This is a genomic window from Parapedobacter lycopersici (assembly GCF_024643285.1).
In the GTDB taxonomy this organism is placed as follows: Bacteria; Bacteroidota; Bacteroidia; order Sphingobacteriales; family Sphingobacteriaceae; genus Parapedobacter; species Parapedobacter lycopersici.
This window is the reverse complement of the sequence record NZ_JAMSLW010000002.1, coordinates 499,240-515,415: the sequence shown is the minus strand read 5'-3', so window position 1 is coordinate 515,415 and position 16,176 is coordinate 499,240. Positions and strand designations below refer to the sequence as shown.

Genomic DNA, 16,176 nt, shown 5'->3' with positions numbered 1-16,176 from the left:
TACAAAAAAAATGATAGAGGTAAGACCAGATGAAGTATCGGCAATCTTAAGAGAGCAATTGTCGGGCTTCAAATCAGAAGCCGAACTTGAGGAAGTGGGTACCGTATTGCAGGTAGGCGACGGTATTGCACGGATTTACGGCTTAACGCAAGTTCAGTCCGGTGAACTGGTTGAATTTGAGAATGGATTACAGGGTATCGTATTGAACCTTGAAGAAGATAATGTGGGCGTCGTGCTCCTGGGCCCTTCCGATGAGATCAAGGAAGGTGATACCATTAAGCGTACTCGCCGGATTGCCTCCATTAAAGTAGGCGAAGGCATGTTGGGCCGCGTGGTGAATACCCTGGGCCAGCCAATTGATGGAAAGGGACCTATCGTCGGTGAAACATACGAAATGCCCATTGAGCGTAAAGCCCCGGGTGTTATTTACCGTCAACCGGTGAACGAGCCCCTGCAAACCGGTATTAAGGCGATTGACGCCATGATCCCTATTGGCCGTGGACAGCGCGAGCTGGTGATCGGCGACCGCCAGACGGGTAAGACAGCCGTTTGTATCGATACGATCATCAACCAAAAGGAATTTTATGATGCCGGCCAGCCGGTGTATTGTATTTATGTAGCTGTTGGCCAGAAAAGCTCTACAGTGGCAAACATCGTGCGTACGCTGGAAGAAAATGGTGCGATGCCTTATACGGTTGTCGTTTCGGCATCGGCGGCGGATCCTGCTCCAATGCAGTTCTACGCTCCGATGGCTGGTGCAGCAATCGGGGAGTTTTTCCGCGATACCGGCCGCCCTGCCCTGATCATCTATGATGACTTGTCTAAACAGGCGGTGGCGTACCGTGAGGTGTCACTGTTATTGCGCCGCCCGCCGGGCCGTGAAGCCTACCCGGGTGACGTATTTTACCTGCACAGCCGTTTACTGGAACGTGCGGCTAAGGTCAATACATCAGACACTATCGCGCAGCAGATGAACGATTTGCCGGAATCCATCCGGCATCTGGTAAAAGGAGGAGGCTCACTTACGGCACTCCCGATCATTGAAACCCAGGCGGGTGACGTGTCGGCTTATATCCCGACCAACGTGATCTCGATTACGGACGGCCAGATATTTTTGGAATCCAACCTGTTCAACGCCGGTGTCCGCCCTGCAATTAACGTAGGTATATCCGTATCGCGCGTGGGTGGTAATGCCCAGATCAAATCCATGAAGAAGGTTGCAGGAACACTGAAACTTGATCAGGCACAGTACCGCGAGCTTGAGGCATTCTCCAAGTTCGGTTCCGACCTGGATGCGGCCACAAAAGCGGTGTTGGATAAAGGGGTACGTAACGTGGAAATCCTGAAACAGGGACAGTTTTCACCGGTTGCGGTAGAGAAGCAGGTAGCCATCATTTATGCGGGTACCAAAGGGTTGTTCCGTAACGTACCGGTGAATAAAGTGAAAGAGTTTGAAGCAGAATACTTACAGCAACTGGAGCAGCGTCATCCTGAGGTGCTGAGCGCACTGAAAGCAGGTAAGTTCAGCGATGACCTGACAGGTGTTTTGGATACCGTAGCTAAAGAATTAGCAGGCAAGTACTAACTATGGCAAACTTAAAAGAGGTAAGAAACCGTATTGCGTCGGTCACATCTACGCAACAGATAACGAAAGCCATGAAAATGGTTTCCGCGGCTAAGCTCAAACGGGCAACCAATGCAATTACGCAGTTGCGTCCGTATGCAGAGAAGCTGCGTGAAATTCTGGCCAACGTATCTGCCAGTGTAGAAGACGGGGCATCGCCGTATACGGTTGATCGCAAACCGGAAAAAGTACTGGTTGTGGTTATCGCCTCCAATAGAGGACTGGCGGGTGCATTTAATACCAACGCGATAAAGACGGCCAACCAGTTGATTACCGCTAAGTATAATGTGCAGTTTCAGGCAGGCAATGTACACATTGTTGCCATTGGAAAAAGGGCACAAGATTATTACCTGAGACGCAGGTATCAGGTAGTTGGCGACAATAATGAGTTGTTTACCACCCTTAGTTTTGAGAATACCTCAAAAATTACCGAGGCCATTATGAAAGGGTTCGCGGAGGGTATGTACGATCGGGTAGAGCTGGTGTATAACCGGTTCAGGAATGCGGCCGTACAGATACTGACTACCGAGCAATTGTTACCGTTGTTGCCGGCAGCGGTAACAACCGAACAGCCCAAAGCCGAGGTCGATTACATTATTGAACCGGACAAAGAGGCGATCGTTGAGGAATTGATTCCAAAAGCCATCAAAGTACAGCTGTACAAAGCCGTACTGGATTCGCACGCTTCTGAACACGGTGCCCGGATGACCGCGATGGATAAGGCAACAGACAATGCCGGCGAATTGCTGAAAGCATTGAAGTTATCATATAACCAGGCACGGCAGGCTGCAATCACGACCGAACTGACGGAAATCGTGAGTGGAGCAGCTGCATTGTCCAACGGTTAAGAATCAAACGGAAGGGCTGCCTACCAGTTGAGTATTAAGTACTCAGCGTGGGAGGCAGCCTTTTCTTTTGCCCTAAAATACATACAATTGGGTATGTTGAATGTTCGGAAATTGCATTATCTTTGTTCAAAATGCCCGCAATGTGGATAACTTCCTTTTGGCAGGGTTATTGAATAGTTGGGGGTGATGTGTGTTTGGTCTGGTTCTTAGCTACATACGCGGCAAGAATCGGGTCTGGTTGGTTTTGCGGAGGGTGGGCACTTAACACTAACACATGAAAGAACTTATACTTCGTTTCAAGACCGTCCCCCGCTGGGCCATATTGCTCTTGGATCTGTTGTTGCTGACCTGGGCATTTACGCTTTCCTATTTTATAGCCAAGCAATTTAATTTTCAGGAGATTGTCCGTGGACACTTCTTTATTTATACTGCGGTTTACGGTAGCCTGGCGCTACCCGTCTTCTATTTTATGCGGATCCATACCGGCTTGATCCGGTATTCGGATACACGGGACATGCTGAAGATTTTCTCGGCAATGCTGATTACGAGCGCTGCATATGTGATTGTCATCTACTCGGCACTTGTCCCACTGCTGGATATAAAAGGTACCCAGCTGCGTCTCGTCCTGCTGATTAACTTCTTTATCGGGACATCCCTTCTGGTCATGCTCCGCATTACGGTGAAAAACATTTATTTCATATTGACCCGTAAAGCCCGCGATCTGGACACGGTACGGGTGCTGATATATGGAGCGGACCAAAATGCAATCATGGCCAAACAGGCCCTGGAAAATAGCACAGAAACCAAATTTGTTATCGTCGGTTTCATTGATATCAGCCGGGGGAAGCTGAATAGCTATATTGAGCGAAAGCGGGTTTACCACATCAAGGACCTGGCTGCTCTCAAAAAGAAATATGCGATTGATCAGATGATCTTTGTAAAGGATCACCTGGGAACCCGTGATAAAAAAGTAATTGTGGAGCGGTGCCTCCGGCTGGGTATCAAAGTGCTTACCGTTCCCCCTGCTTCGGAGTGGGTATCCGGTCGACTGAAAATACAGCAGATTAAAAACCTGCGTATCGAAGACCTGTTGCAGCGCGCGCCGATTAAAATTAATAACGATAAGGTCTGTGATGACCTCTGCGGAAAGCGCATATTGATTACCGGTGCCGCGGGTTCCATCGGATCGGAAATTGTGCGTCAGGTACTGCGTTATGAGCCGCAAATGCTGGTGCTTTGCGACCAGGCCGAGTCACCCATGCATGACATTCAGCTGGAAATCGAAGAGAAATTCCCCAATAGCAATGTGGTGATCACCATTGCGGATATCCGGAACCTGGAACGCATGCACCAGATATTTAACGATTACCGTCCCGAACTGGTGTATCACGCCGCTGCATATAAGCACGTGCCGATGATGGAAAAGAATCCGGGTGAAGCGGTTAGCACCAATGTGGGAGGAACGAAGAATGTGGCCGATTTATCCATTTTGTTCGGGGTCAAAAAATTTGTGATGATTTCGACCGATAAGGCCGTAAATCCAACCAATGTGATGGGGGCTTCGAAACGGATTGCGGAGATCTATACGCAGAGCCTGGACGGTACGCAGTCGATGCCGCTGACGCCAGCGGCAAACGGTGTTGGGATGATGGTGAAAGGAACCCGTTTTATCACAACAAGGTTTGGTAACGTCCTTGGGTCGAACGGCTCGGTTATTCCCCGCTTCAGGGCCCAGATCGAAAAGGGCGGCCCGATTACCGTTACGCATCCCGAAATTACCCGTTACTTTATGACTATTCCTGAAGCGGTACAGCTGGTGCTGGAAGCGGGTACCATGGGACAGGGAGGGGAAATCTATGTCTTCGATATGGGCAATCCGGTGAAGATCATTGACCTGGCGAGAAAAATGATCCAGCTTGCCGGACTAAAGCCGGAGAAGGACATCGAAATCGTTTATACCGGCCTGCGAAGTGGTGAAAAGCTCTATGAAGAACTGCTAAACGACGGAGAGAAAGTATTGCCTACATACCATCAGAAAATCCATATTGCAAAAGTAAACCCCATTGACCATGAGGTAGCCAAGCGTGTGGTATACGAGCTGATCGCCCTGAATGAACGTAAAAATAGCAGCGGGGTGGTCCGGAAAATGAAAGAAATTGTTCCGGAATTCGTGAGCAAGAACTCGCCGTTTGAAGCACTGGATCCGGTAAAATAACCAATTGCCCGCGGCCAATTGCGGAGGAGAGTCAATACCTGATCAACGCGCTTGCCCAGGTGAACCCGGAACCGAAAGCGGCCAGGCAAATCAAATCACCATCGCGGATTTTTCCTTCTTCCCACGCTTCACAAAGGGCGATGGGCACAGAAGCTGCAGTGGTATTCCCGTACTTCTGGATGTTATTGAAAACCTGGTCGTCCCGCAACCCCAATGTTTGCTGCACATACTGGCTGATGCGCAGGTTGGCCTGATGAGGGATAAGTAAATCAAGGTCCTGTGTCGTTAGGTTGTTTGCCGCCAAGGCTTCCCGGATGACCTCCGGAAATTTGACTATCGCCTTCTTAAATACCGCTGGGCCGTCCATGTATGGCCGGGCCTCGCCATTTTCCAGCTGTTCCGTTGTTAAAAACAAACCGCCCAGTTCCTGTTCCGGAAAAGGCGGTTTCTCCGGTAGCCATTTGTTCGCATGTGATCCGGGGTAGTACATGGCCAACGACTCGGCATCCGTCCCATCGCTGTGCAGATGCGTGCTTAAGATTCCCTTACCCGTTTCCGTTGTAGGCTGGAGTACCACCGCGCCGGCGCCGTCTCCAAAAATAACCGATATATTCCGGCTCCGTGTTTCAAAATCCATTGCAAAGGAGTGCTTCTCACTACCGACAACCAGCACATTCTTATACATACCTGTTTTGATAAACTGATCGGCCACGGAAAGGGCATATACAAATCCCGAGCATTGATTCCGGACATCCAGTGCGCCGATTTCACCCATACCCATCTCGCGTTGTAACAGCACGCCGCAGCCGGGGAAATAATAATCCGGGCTTAACGTGGCAAACACGATGAAGTCAACGTCTTGCGCGGTGATGCCCGCCCGTTCCAGTGCCATTTTAGCGGCCTCAATGCCCATCGTCGTGGTTGTTTCCCCGTGTCGGTCGGCAAAGCGCCGCTCCCTGATTCCAGTCCGCTCCTGTATCCACTCATCGCTAGTGTCCATAAAACGGGTAAGGTCCTGATTGGTGTATACATGCTGTGGCACATAGTAACCGGCTCCTGCTATTTTTGATTGATACATAGGCGATGATTGCGGCTTTATTTGGTGTGCAAATTACATAAATTTTGTGAGATGACCGGTCGGCCGTCCACGAGGTGTCCTGCAAGTAGCTTTCACTCAAGGTGATGGTGACTGCGACAGTCCCGGGCACCAGGTAATTAACAACAGCGTATGCATTTTGTTCGCCTGAAGTTGGTGAATGCAGGCCAATTTCGCTAATTTTGTATGCATGACTGTTGAGACACAGGAAGAAACCTATACACTGGATGAAGTGTTGGCAACCATCGCTGCCAGTCATAAGCTGGTGCTATGGAATGACGATACGAATACGTTCGATCATGTCATAAACTGCCTGGTGAAACACCTGCAATATACCGAGACACAGGCTGAGAAGATCGCCTGGACCGTCCATAACGAGGGCAAATGCATCGTATTGGAAGGAACCTATACCGAGGTGGAAGTTTACCGGAAAATCCTTAAATCCGAAGGCCTGACCGTCAGTGTCGAATAGCACTACGTAACAATGTCATCGAAGCAGCCCTGTAGCTGTAATAATGCGGTTACGCGATACCCCCTATCGTGATAAAAGCATAATCTTTGTGGCTTAAATACCAGATCAGATACTATTAACTAAAACAATGAACTTCGTACAACAAGCCGGAAGGATTATTTTATTTGCGGTCATCACCATCTCCAGTAATGCCATAGCCCAGGAAAATTCGTCGATTACCGCCGTGGTGGTGGATGCCACGTCGGAAGAACCCGTGGGGTTCGCCAGTGCGGCGCTGCTGGAGCAGGGTTCGCAGCGTTATGTCAAGGGGATGCAGACCGTTGATGACGGTAAGATTACGTTTACAGACGTTCCGGCGGGCACGTATATGATCCGGGTGACTTACGTGGGGTATAAGGACTACGTAAGGGAAGACATCGGAATCCAGTCAGGTCGGGCAGCAAACCTCGGAAATATCCCGCTGACACCATCTGGAGAGCTGCTGGAAGAAGTTGTTGTATCGGGTACTCCTCCGGCCATGGAGCTGGGGATAGACCGCAAAATTTTTAACGTGGCACAGAGCACCATCAGCGAAGGCGGTACAGCGACAGACTTGCTGGAGAATGTCCCGTCGTTGCAGGTGGATGTAGACGGCAGTGTAAGCCTGCGGGGATCGAGCAGTGTACGGATCCTAATCAACGGACGCGAGTCGGCCATGGCCGGCAGCGACATCACCCAATTGCTCCAGGCCATGCCTGCCAATTCGATCGAAAGGATAGAGGTGGTCACCAATCCTTCCGCCCGGTACGATGCGGAGGGTCAATCGGGCATCATCAATATCGTACTGAAAAAGAATGTGCGGCTGGGTATCAACGGCACAGTAAACGTTTCAGCGGGTTCCTATGATAATTACAACGCCGGGCTGAATCTCAATTACCGGGGCGATAAATGGAACTATTTCGGCGGCTATCACTTTAACCGGCGGAATAGCGTGGGTAATGGATTGAATAATATCGAGTTCTTTTCGAATAACAGCATCACGGAGAATTCCAGTAAGAGTGCGAATCTGGGACTGAACCACGGTGTCCGTCTGGGCACGGAGTATTATTTCAGTGATCGGACGATCATTGGCGCTTCAGGAAATTTCAGCCTTCGCGGAAATAATCGAAACGAGGATATTTACTATACTTATTTTAATAATCCCGAACTTACGGGTACCAGCGACCGGTTCTCCCGGCAGGACGAAGATGATTTTGGATATGACCTTAACCTGGATTTTGAGCATAATTTCCGCCGTGAGAGCGAAAAGCTGGAAGCCAATTTTTCATTCGGACGGGATACCGAAGATGGGGTGAATACCTTCGACCAGACATTTACCGATCCATCCGGTGTACAGGATAAGCGGGTAAACAATACTGGCGAGGATGGCAGGAACCTCAACGTTCAGGTAGATTATGTACGGCCATTTGGCAAAAACCAGCGAGTAGAGGCTGGTTACCGCACGTTTATAAGGAGATCCAACGACTCTCAGCATTCCGCCTATTTTGACGTCGATCAGGGAACAATGCTTCCGGATTATGATCTCACCAATGACTTTGAAATGGAGAGCAGTGTACACGCATTATACGCCAATTACCGGAAGAAGCTGACGGAGAAATTGGGCTTCCAGGTTGGGCTGCGGGCCGAACAGGCCTACCTGAATACCGAATATATTTCATTTGACCCGGAGCTGAGCCCGGAGGACCGCGTAGCGGTGGGAAGCCTGGATTATTTCCGGGTATATCCCAGCATCTTCCTCACGCAGGAATTTGGCGACCGCCATCAGGTACAGCTGAATTATACCCGTCGGGTAAGCCGGCCACGGGGATGGCAGGTCAACCCATTTATTGACGTCTCTGACCCGATTAATAAACGTCAGGGCAACCCTAACCTGTTACCGGAAGATATCCATTCCTTTGAGTTAAGCTATGCCAAATTCTGGGATGGGGTTACGTTGAACTCTTCCGTGTACTACCGGCGGGTAAATGATGTAATAAATCCGATTGTTACTACTGCCGAGGGGGCAGGAGGAGCCACTTTTTCGCGATGGGAAAACATCAGCCGCAATGAATCCGCCGGCTTTGAGCTCATATCTCACGTGGATATCACGAAGCAGGTAGACGCCATGTTCAATGCGAATTTATATCATTCCAAGTTCCATGGGAGCGAAGAATTTCATATTGAACCGTCTGAAGGCTTCAATTGGAATGCCAATGTTACGGCTAATTACCGCATCAAACCCTGGCTTTCCATGCAGGCACGGGCCGATTATCAGGCACCGCGGGTAATGGCGCAGGGCCGGGGAATAGAGATGTTCGTGATCAATGCCGGTATGCGGTGGGATGTATTGGATAAGCGGGGAAGTATTATGTTTAACGTACGCGACCTGCTCAACCAGCGTAAGTGGGGTGGGTATACGCAGACCGAACAGTTCTACCGGTATTTCGAAAGCCGCTGGATGCCGAGGATGTTTATGCTTTCATTACGTTACCGTTTTGGAAAACAGGATTTTCGGCGCCGCAACGACGATGAACAACGAAATAACGGTATGGAAGGGAATCAGGGAGAATATAACGAAGGCGGCGGTTTTTAGGGTGGATTTTTAAAGTAACCGGACCATAGAAAAACAAAAAGCGGCATTCCATTTGGAATGCCGCTTTTTGTTTGATCGGTTCAACCGGATATTACATCATGCCGCCCATGCCGCCGCCCATAGGGGGAGCACCTGCTGCACCTTTGTCTTCTTCCGGCTCATCGGCCAGTACGACTTCAGTAGTCAGCAACATTGAGGCAATTGATGCGGCATTTTCGAGCGCCACACGGGATACCTTAGTCGGGTCGATTACACCGGCGCCGATTAAGTTCTCATAGCCATCTGTCCGTGCATTGTAACCAAAGTCGGCTTTGCCTTCTTTTACTTTTTGCACCACGATAGCTCCTTCAATACCGGAGTTATTGCAGATTTGACGCAACGGCTCTTCGATAGCGCGTTTCACGATTTCGATACCGATGTTCTCATCTTCGTTGGCCCCTTTCAGGTTAACCAAGGATTCGCCTGCCCGGATAAAGGCCACGCCACCACCGGCTACGATACCTTCTTCAACCGCTGCGCGTGTTGCGTGCAGGGCATCGTCAACCCGGTCTTTCTTCTCTTTCATTTCCACTTCAGTCGCAGCACCTACGTACAATACCGCTACACCGCCGGCCAGCTTAGCCAGACGCTCTTGCAGTTTTTCACGATCGTAATCGGATGTAGTGGTTTCAATCTGCGCTTTGATTTGGTTTACACGGGCTTTGATGTCGTCTGCAGTTCCAGAACCGTTAATTACCGTGGTGTTGTCTTTGTCAATCACTACTTTTTCGGCCTGGCCGAGGTAAGAAAGCTCAGCATTTTCCAGCTTGTAGCCTCTTTCTTCAGAGATAACCGTACCTCCGGTGAGGATCGCGATATCTTCCAGCATCGCTTTGCGGCGATCGCCAAAGCCCGGTGCCTTAACGGCAGCCACTTTCAATGAGCCACGGATTTTGTTAACCACCAAAGTTGCCAGTGCTTCCCCGTCGAGATCCTCTGCGATGATCAACAGCGGTTTGCCGGTTTGTACTTGTTTTTCAAGGATAGGAAGCAGTTCCTTCATGTTGCTGATCTTCTTGTCGTAGATCAGGATGTAAGGATTTTCCAGTTCAGCTTCCATTTTATCGGTGTTGGTTACGAAGTACGGTGACAGGTAACCGCGATCGAATTGCATCCCTTCTACCGTTTTCACTTCGGTTTCCGTTCCTTTTGCTTCTTCCACCGTAATTACACCGTCTTTACCAACTTTTTCCATGGCTTCGGCGATAAGTGCACCGATTACCTCATCGTTGTTGGCAGAAATGCTCGCAACCTGCTTGATTTTATTGTTGTCTTCTCCCACAGTCTGGGATTGTGATTGCAGGCTCTCAACGACCTTGCTTACGGCTTTATCAATACCGCGTTTCAGGTCCATCGGGTTTGCCCCTGCGGCCACGCTTTTCAGTCCCGGAGCGATGATAGCCTGGGCCAATACCGTAGCAGTAGTTGTACCGTCACCAGCCTGATCAGCTGTTTTGGACGCTACTTCTTTAACCATCTGGGCACCCATATTTTCCAGGGCATCTTTCAATTCAATTTCTTTTGCAACGGTAACGCCGTCTTTCGTGATTGCGGGAGAACCGAATTTCTTCTCGATGATCACATTACGTCCTTTGGGACCTAACGTTACCTTTACCGCATTTGCCAACGTGTCTACACCTTTTTTCAGTGCGTCACGTGCTTCTACATTATACTTAACTTGTTTTGCCATTTTTTGAATTAGATTTTGAGCTATTAGATTTTCAGTGATGGGACAGCCGTGCGCTATACCCCATTGTAATTAACGCTTGAATCGTTTATCGAAACCCGTATCGAATGCGATCCTTAGAGGATAGCGTAGATATCCGATTCCTTCATGATCAGATATTCTTTGCCTTCATACGTGATTTCAGTTCCTGAATATTTTCCATACAACACCTGATCGCCTACCTTCACTGTAAGTGGTTCGTCCGGCTTTCCGGTGCCGACAGCAACTACGGTTCCGCGCTGGGGTTTCTCTTTCGCGGTATCCGGGATGTAGATTCCTGAAGCAGTCTTTTCCTCAGCAGGGGCGGATTCCACCACCACTCTGTCTCCAATAGGTTTAATACTTAATGCCATAATTGATTTAATTATTATTGTTATTAATTTGTTTTAATTTTTCTGCAATTAGTTGCTCATCAACTATGCCAAAGGCATTAATTGTTATTCGTTTTTGCCATTTTTTCACGTTATACGGCCAGCATCGGTTTTGCTAAATGGGCTGCGTGTCAGGATGGCAGTTGGTTCCCGGATGACATCAGTGCACGTGTCACGCATAAAAAAAACCGTCACCTGCTGATCCAGCGGATGACGGTAAGTCTGTCAACCGGCTGCGCCTACCGCAGCCATAAATGAGTTACTGCGCCGTATCGGTTTCCAGCACGGTATCCGGTGCTTCTGCAGCGGGAAGCGGAGCCGCAGTGGGCGTCTGCTGATTAATCTGATCGGTGAGGCCACCCCCGGATGAACCGGTAGACGGACCTAAAATGTTGATTACAAGGGAAAATAAAATGATGGCAATCATCAATCCCCAGGTTCCTTTTTCCAGAATATCACCTGTACGTTTTACCCCCATCAGGTTAGTGCCTCCGGCAAAACCGGATGCAAGACCTCCTCCTTTGGGGTTCTGGATCAAGACGATAAAAGAAATTAAAATACTGGCTAAAATAATCAGTATGATCAATAGCGTTTGCATAGTATGTGTTATGTTAACTTGTTTTCCAATGTAGTAATCAGCGCGGCAAAGTAAGCACTTTTTTCAGGATATTTCAAACTTAATTTTTTATAAATGGCTATTGCTTTAGGATATAGCCCCTGATCCTCGTATATTTTTGCCAATGTTTCTGTTACCAGCGTCAGCTGGTCCTCTGCACTTTGCCTCGCTTTGTTTTCCAGATTGATCTTTTCGGGCTGCGGCGGTTTGATCTGGGGTTCCTCACGGATAAACCGCTCGATTACCGGATCTGTTTTTTGCGGTACCTTAAAAGGTATGGTATTGGCTTTGTATGGATCGCTGAGTTTCTCTTCCGGCGATTGCAGGTGAAAAATATTCTCCCGGATCTGCTGGTCCAGCACCTGTTCCTCGCCCGCGTGCGCCGTTGCCGCGCTAGGGTCTGAGGCGTAGGGCTGGTAGGTATGTGCATATTCCATCCGGGTTTTATTGAGCCACCAGAGGAAACTATAAGGCATGTGCTCATCGTCGTAAAGACTCACTTTTTCATGAGGTGTTCCCTGCGACGCGGGAACAATATCCAGGCGGCCACCCTGTCGGTCGTCCGCTGTTTCAGCGGGAGGCTCTTCATCTGTTAGTTGTTCGTAGGCAAGGTAATCTACAGATACCGGATGATCCGGCAATAGTGGGTCTGCGGTAACTGATGCTTCCGTCGGTTCTTCGTCAGTCCCGTTATCCGAATCAATTTGCTGATCCGGGACTTCCGGTGCCGCCAGTGCGGGAACCTCTTCCCGGAGCATTTCATCGGCGGCCTGGGCCTCAGGGTCGTCAATCCCGAAGGCTGCCCCATCCTGCAAAGACCCGGATTGGTCTTCCCGCATTAACTGCAATGCAATTTCCTCCTGCTCATCGATGGCTGCATGGGGTTGCTCACCGGGGTGGTAGCTGGCTTCCTCCTCATCGGCTGTTTCCGCCGGCGGAGCTGTTTCCGCCTTCACCTCCGTTACCTGCTCGTAAAGCCATAGCGGGTTATGGGTATAGAGCAATGCCTCATCAAAAGGATTTGCTGCTGCTGCTTCGTGTTGTTTTTGAGCCTGGATAATCCTTAAAGACTGTGCATAGGGATACTGCTGGATCAGCCCGGCAATAATTTCCCCATTGTAATCCGCAGGATTGGACAAGATTTGATTATAAAGTGCCTGATCAGCCATAATGCTTCTATTCCATTTCGAATGGATGGTTACCAATTGGCAAATGCCCTATTGAAAATATCTTCGGTAAGCATCTCGTTGATCTCCCGTATTAATGACTCTTCCTGGCCCTGTATGGTATTCGTAGCCGAAGAAAAATCCTTAAACCGGGTAAACGACTGCTCAAAGCTGTCTTCCGGTTTAATGTTGTTGGTATATTTTACACTGATAGTAATGGACAGCCGGTTCAGTGCTGCGCGGTCCGTTCCGGCCTCCACGGCAGCAGGTGTGATGCTGTATCCCGTGATCCGCCCCTCAAAGATGGCGTCGCCTTCGCTGTCGACCTGACTGAGGCTTGACTGGCTGCGGACACGTTCCTTCAGCGCCTCGGTGAACGACTGGCTGAGTGTGGGATAAACGATGGGGGCGGCATTTTCGAAAAACAGGACACTTACCGTCTTCATTCCCTCGGGGATGGAGCCTCCGGTAAAGCCATATTTAACCCCGCAGCTCTGGATGCCGGCCAGCAACAGCAGCAAGCTGAAAAAGAAACGTTTATTGCGTGTCGTAAAACCCATGTTGTCGTCAGTTCAAATTCAGGTCCTTGATTTTCCGGTACAGCGTCCTTTCGGATATACCCAGCTCCTGGGCGGCGGACTTACGTTTCCCTTTATGCTTTTTCAATGCTTTTTTGATCAGGTCTGACTCCTTCTCCACCAGGGAGAGCGACTCTTCTATTTCCTCCGCATCCTGTGTCTGGATATTAAAATCATCGTGCTGGCTACTGGTTTGCGGACGATGGATCGTAAGCGTGGAAGGTGCGGCCAGCTGCTGTTCCTGCCCCACAGGCGTATCCACTTCACGGTACAGCTGGTGTATGTAGGGGGAATTATCTTCGAAAGTCCGCGAATTAATGCCGTTCTGAATGATTTCGACTACCAGCTTTTTCAGTTCGACCATGTCTTTTTTCATGTCGAAGAGTACCTTGTAAAGTAGGTCCCGTTCCGAGAAATCATCGTTGGATTTCTGGCCCACGTACACCGGAAGGTTGCTTCGGTTATCCGCCGGCAGGTAATGCTGCAACGTCTGCGCATCAATAACCCGTTCTTTTTCCAGTACCGCAATCTGCTCGGCAATGTTTTTTAGCTGCCTGACGTTGCCAGGCCACGAAAAGCCGGAAAGCAGCTGTTGCCCGTCTTCGGTCAATTGTACACTCGGGCTCCGGTATTTGTCGGTAAAATCGGCTACGAACTTACGAAAGAGCAGGTAAATATCTTCCTTTCGGTCGCGCAGCGGGGGGATCCGCAGGGGAACGGTATTCAGCCGGTAGTAGAGGTCCTCCCTGAACTTACCTTTCTGCACCGCCTCGTAGATGTCCACGTTAGTCGCTGCGATTACGCGCACGTTGGTTTTCTGTACTTTTGACGAACCCACGCGGATGTATTCACCCGTTTCCAGCACGCGAAGCAGCCGGGCCTGCGTGCCAATGGGTAATTCACCCACCTCATCTAGAAAAATAGTGCCGCCATTAACCACTTCGAAATAACCCTTCCGGGATTCATGGGCACCGGTAAATGACCCTTTTTCATGGCCGAAAAGCTCGGAGTCAATGGTGCCTTCGGGAATTGCCCCGCAGTTAACGGCGATAAAAGGACCGTGTTTGCGCGAGCTAAGCTGATGGATAATGTGGGAAAATACTTCTTTACCGCTTCCGCTTTCGCCCGTAATCAACACCGAGATATCCGTTGGCGCCACCTGACGGGCTACATCAATCGCCCGGTTGAGCAACGGTGAGTTGCCAATGATACCAAATCTATTTTTTATGTCCTGAATGTCCATTTTTATTTCTTAGTTGCGTCCTCGCCATTGGTATCCCCTGGCACTGATCTTAATCAATCCACAATGCGGCCGATTAATGTGGCCGAAGTGCACCGGTCTGTATAGACATTAACGTAATCGCCGACCTTATAGCGTGTGTCCGCCGGAAAAACGACCATGCTGTTCTGGTCATTCCGGCCGCAGTAATCCTGGTCGGACCGCTTTGAAAGTCCTTCGATAAGTACTTTATGTACTTTGCCAACGTAAGTCTGCAAACGTCCCAGGCTATGTTCACGTTGTTTATCAACCACCTCAGTGAGCCGCCTTTTCTTCACCTCCTCCGGGATGTCATCGGCATAACGTTTGGCAGCCAGGGTACCCGGCCGTTCCGAGTAGGCAAACATATATGCGTAATCGTATTTCACATAGTCCATCATCGCTAATGTATCCCGGTGCTCCTCTTCTGTCTCGCTGCAGAACCCGGTAATTACATCCGTGGAAATACCACATTCCGGAATGATCCGCCGGATGGCGTCCACACGCTCCATATACCACTCCCGGTCATACGTGCGGTTCATTAGTTCGAGTACGCGTGAATTGCCCGACTGCACCGGCAAATGGATGTATTTACAGATGTTCTCATAGCGGGCTATGGTGTGCAGTACTTCGTCGGTGATATCTTTCGGATGCGACGTTGAAAAACGTACGCGCAATAACGGATTTACCTGGGCGACCATTTCAAGCAGTCTGGCAAAATTAATCGCCGGTTCAGGTTCCCCGCCATCGGTAGCCGGAGCCGCGTATTTATACGAATCTACGTTCTGGCCCAATAATGTCACTTCCCGGTAACCCGCCATAAAAAGATCCTGTGCCTCTTTAACGATAGACTGCGGATCACGGCTGCGTTCACGGCCCCGGGTAAACGGAACCACACAGAAAGAGCACATATTGTCGCATCCCCGCATGATGGAAATAAATGCGGTTACTCCGTTGGAATTAAGCCGGACGGGACTGATGTCTGCATACGTTTCCTCGCGGGACAGCAGTACATTGACCGCCCGGGCACCTTCGTCGACCTGCTCAATCAGGTTGGGAAGATCCCGGTATGCATCCGGACCCACCACCACATCCACCAATTTTTCCTCTTCGAGGAATTTAGATTTAAGCCGTTCGGCCATGCAGCCCAATACGCCTACAACCATACCGGGGTTCTTGGCCTTGGCCGACTCAAATTCCTTCAGCCGGTTACGTACCCGCTGTTCGGCATTTTCCCGTATCGAACAGGTATTGATAAACACTACGTCGGCTTCCCGGTAATCGCGTGTGGTCTCAAATCCTTTATCCACTAAGATGGAAGCCACGATTTCACTGTCAGAAAAATTCATCTGGCAACCATAGCTTTCGATATACAGTTTCCGGCCGTCACTTTTTTTGGGGTCCTGCTCCAACAACAGGGCTTCTCCCTGCCGGGATTCATCGTGCTGTTTCGTACTTGTGGGTATCTCAACCATTTTTGTTTATTAAAGCCTACAAAGTTAACAATAATATTTTTGAATGTGTGACAGTTTGGCAGATTGCCGGGCGTAGGCACT

Annotated in this window: 13 protein-coding genes; 5 read left to right on the top strand and 8 right to left on the bottom strand. The window is 49.6% G+C overall.

What is annotated here, in order from left to right:
• Positions 1–10: 10 nt before the first annotated feature.
• From atpA to NEV57_RS06390, 3 genes are all read left to right on the top strand, one after another.
• Entirely contained in the window at positions 11–1,585 is a 1,575-nt protein-coding gene (atpA, locus tag NEV57_RS06400) for a F0F1 ATP synthase subunit alpha (protein ID WP_257657471.1), read from the top strand.
• Positions 1,586–1,587: 2 nt separating this feature from the next.
• The gene (gene atpG / locus NEV57_RS06395; RefSeq protein ID WP_257657470.1) at positions 1,588–2,472 is read left to right on the top strand and encodes an ATP synthase F1 subunit gamma; all 885 of its coding nucleotides are present in this window, start codon (positions 1,588–1,590) and stop codon (positions 2,470–2,472) included.
• A 274-nt stretch (positions 2,473–2,746) separates the two neighbouring features.
• A complete protein-coding gene (locus NEV57_RS06390) occupies positions 2,747–4,687 on the top strand; it encodes a polysaccharide biosynthesis protein (protein WP_257657469.1) in 1,941 nt (646 codons plus the stop codon).
• A 31-nt stretch (positions 4,688–4,718) separates the two neighbouring features.
• On the opposite strand, the gene NEV57_RS06385 is transcribed toward NEV57_RS06390, so the two are convergent.
• On the bottom strand, positions 4,719–5,765 hold the full coding sequence (locus NEV57_RS06385; protein WP_257657468.1) for a 3-oxoacyl-ACP synthase III family protein: 1,047 nt from the start codon (positions 5,763–5,765) through the stop codon (positions 4,719–4,721).
• Positions 5,766–5,973: 208 nt separating this feature from the next.
• On the opposite strand from NEV57_RS06385, the gene NEV57_RS06380 reads away from it, so the two are divergent.
• Together NEV57_RS06380 and NEV57_RS06375 are read left to right on the top strand one after the other, a co-directional pair.
• Positions 5,974–6,255 (top strand): ATP-dependent Clp protease adaptor ClpS, encoded by a 282-nt coding sequence (locus NEV57_RS06380; protein ID WP_257657467.1) that lies wholly within the window; start codon positions 5,974–5,976, stop codon positions 6,253–6,255.
• Positions 6,256–6,382: 127 nt separating this feature from the next.
• Positions 6,383–8,866 (top strand): TonB-dependent receptor, encoded by a 2,484-nt coding sequence (locus NEV57_RS06375; protein ID WP_257657466.1) that lies wholly within the window; start codon positions 6,383–6,385, stop codon positions 8,864–8,866.
• A 91-nt stretch (positions 8,867–8,957) separates the two neighbouring features.
• On the opposite strand, the gene groL is transcribed toward NEV57_RS06375, so the two are convergent.
• The 7 genes from groL to miaB form a co-directional block, all read right to left on the bottom strand.
• Positions 8,958–10,595: a chaperonin GroEL gene (gene groL, locus NEV57_RS06370; RefSeq protein WP_257657465.1), complete on the bottom strand. Its 1,638-nt coding sequence runs from the start codon at positions 10,593–10,595 to the stop codon at positions 8,958–8,960.
• A gap of 113 nt (positions 10,596–10,708) precedes the next feature.
• Positions 10,709–10,984, bottom strand: a complete 276-nt coding sequence (locus NEV57_RS06365; RefSeq protein WP_257657464.1) for a co-chaperone GroES — start codon at positions 10,982–10,984, stop codon at positions 10,709–10,711.
• A gap of 277 nt (positions 10,985–11,261) precedes the next feature.
• Complete coding sequence (gene secG / locus NEV57_RS06360; RefSeq protein ID WP_257657463.1) at positions 11,262–11,600, bottom strand: preprotein translocase subunit SecG; 339 nt, start codon at positions 11,598–11,600, stop codon at positions 11,262–11,264.
• Positions 11,601–11,608: 8 nt separating this feature from the next.
• Complete coding sequence (locus NEV57_RS06355; RefSeq protein WP_257657462.1) at positions 11,609–12,787, bottom strand: hypothetical protein; 1,179 nt, start codon at positions 12,785–12,787, stop codon at positions 11,609–11,611.
• Between the two features lie 29 nt (positions 12,788–12,816).
• A complete protein-coding gene (locus NEV57_RS06350; protein WP_257657461.1) occupies positions 12,817–13,344 on the bottom strand; it encodes an LptE family protein in 528 nt (175 codons plus the stop codon).
• Positions 13,345–13,351: 7 nt separating this feature from the next.
• The gene (locus tag NEV57_RS06345) at positions 13,352–14,605 is read right to left on the bottom strand and encodes a sigma 54-interacting transcriptional regulator (RefSeq protein ID WP_257657460.1); all 1,254 of its coding nucleotides are present in this window, start codon (positions 14,603–14,605) and stop codon (positions 13,352–13,354) included.
• Between the two features lie 53 nt (positions 14,606–14,658).
• Positions 14,659–16,095 carry a tRNA (N6-isopentenyl adenosine(37)-C2)-methylthiotransferase MiaB gene (gene miaB, locus NEV57_RS06340; RefSeq protein ID WP_257657459.1) on the bottom strand — a complete coding sequence of 479 codons (1,437 nt, stop codon included), beginning with the start codon at positions 16,093–16,095 and terminating at the stop codon, positions 14,659–14,661.
• Positions 16,096–16,176 lie beyond the last annotated feature (81 nt).

Bases quoted from the DNA above. Each gene is read 5' to 3' on its own strand.
- atpA (WP_257657471.1), top strand. From the start codon at position 11: ATGATAGAGGTAAGACCAGATGAAGTATCGGCAATCTTAAGAGAGCAA.
- atpG (WP_257657470.1), top strand. From the start codon at position 1,588: ATGGCAAACTTAAAAGAGGTAAGAAACCGTATTGCGTCGGTCACATCT.
- NEV57_RS06390 (WP_257657469.1), top strand. From the start codon at position 2,747: ATGAAAGAACTTATACTTCGTTTCAAGACCGTCCCCCGCTGGGCCATA.
- NEV57_RS06385 (WP_257657468.1), bottom strand. From the start codon at position 5,765: ATGTATCAATCAAAAATAGCAGGAGCCGGTTACTATGTGCCACAGCAT.
- NEV57_RS06380 (WP_257657467.1), top strand. From the start codon at position 5,974: ATGACTGTTGAGACACAGGAAGAAACCTATACACTGGATGAAGTGTTG.
- NEV57_RS06375 (WP_257657466.1), top strand. From the start codon at position 6,383: ATGAACTTCGTACAACAAGCCGGAAGGATTATTTTATTTGCGGTCATC.
- groL (WP_257657465.1), bottom strand. From the start codon at position 10,595: ATGGCAAAACAAGTTAAGTATAATGTAGAAGCACGTGACGCACTGAAA.
- NEV57_RS06365 (WP_257657464.1), bottom strand. From the start codon at position 10,984: ATGGCATTAAGTATTAAACCTATTGGAGACAGAGTGGTGGTGGAATCC.
- secG (WP_257657463.1), bottom strand. From the start codon at position 11,600: ATGCAAACGCTATTGATCATACTGATTATTTTAGCCAGTATTTTAATT.
- NEV57_RS06355 (WP_257657462.1), bottom strand. From the start codon at position 12,787: ATGGCTGATCAGGCACTTTATAATCAAATCTTGTCCAATCCTGCGGAT.
- NEV57_RS06350 (WP_257657461.1), bottom strand. From the start codon at position 13,344: ATGGGTTTTACGACACGCAATAAACGTTTCTTTTTCAGCTTGCTGCTG.
- NEV57_RS06345 (WP_257657460.1), bottom strand. From the start codon at position 14,605: ATGGACATTCAGGACATAAAAAATAGATTTGGTATCATTGGCAACTCA.
- miaB (WP_257657459.1), bottom strand. From the start codon at position 16,095: ATGGTTGAGATACCCACAAGTACGAAACAGCACGATGAATCCCGGCAG.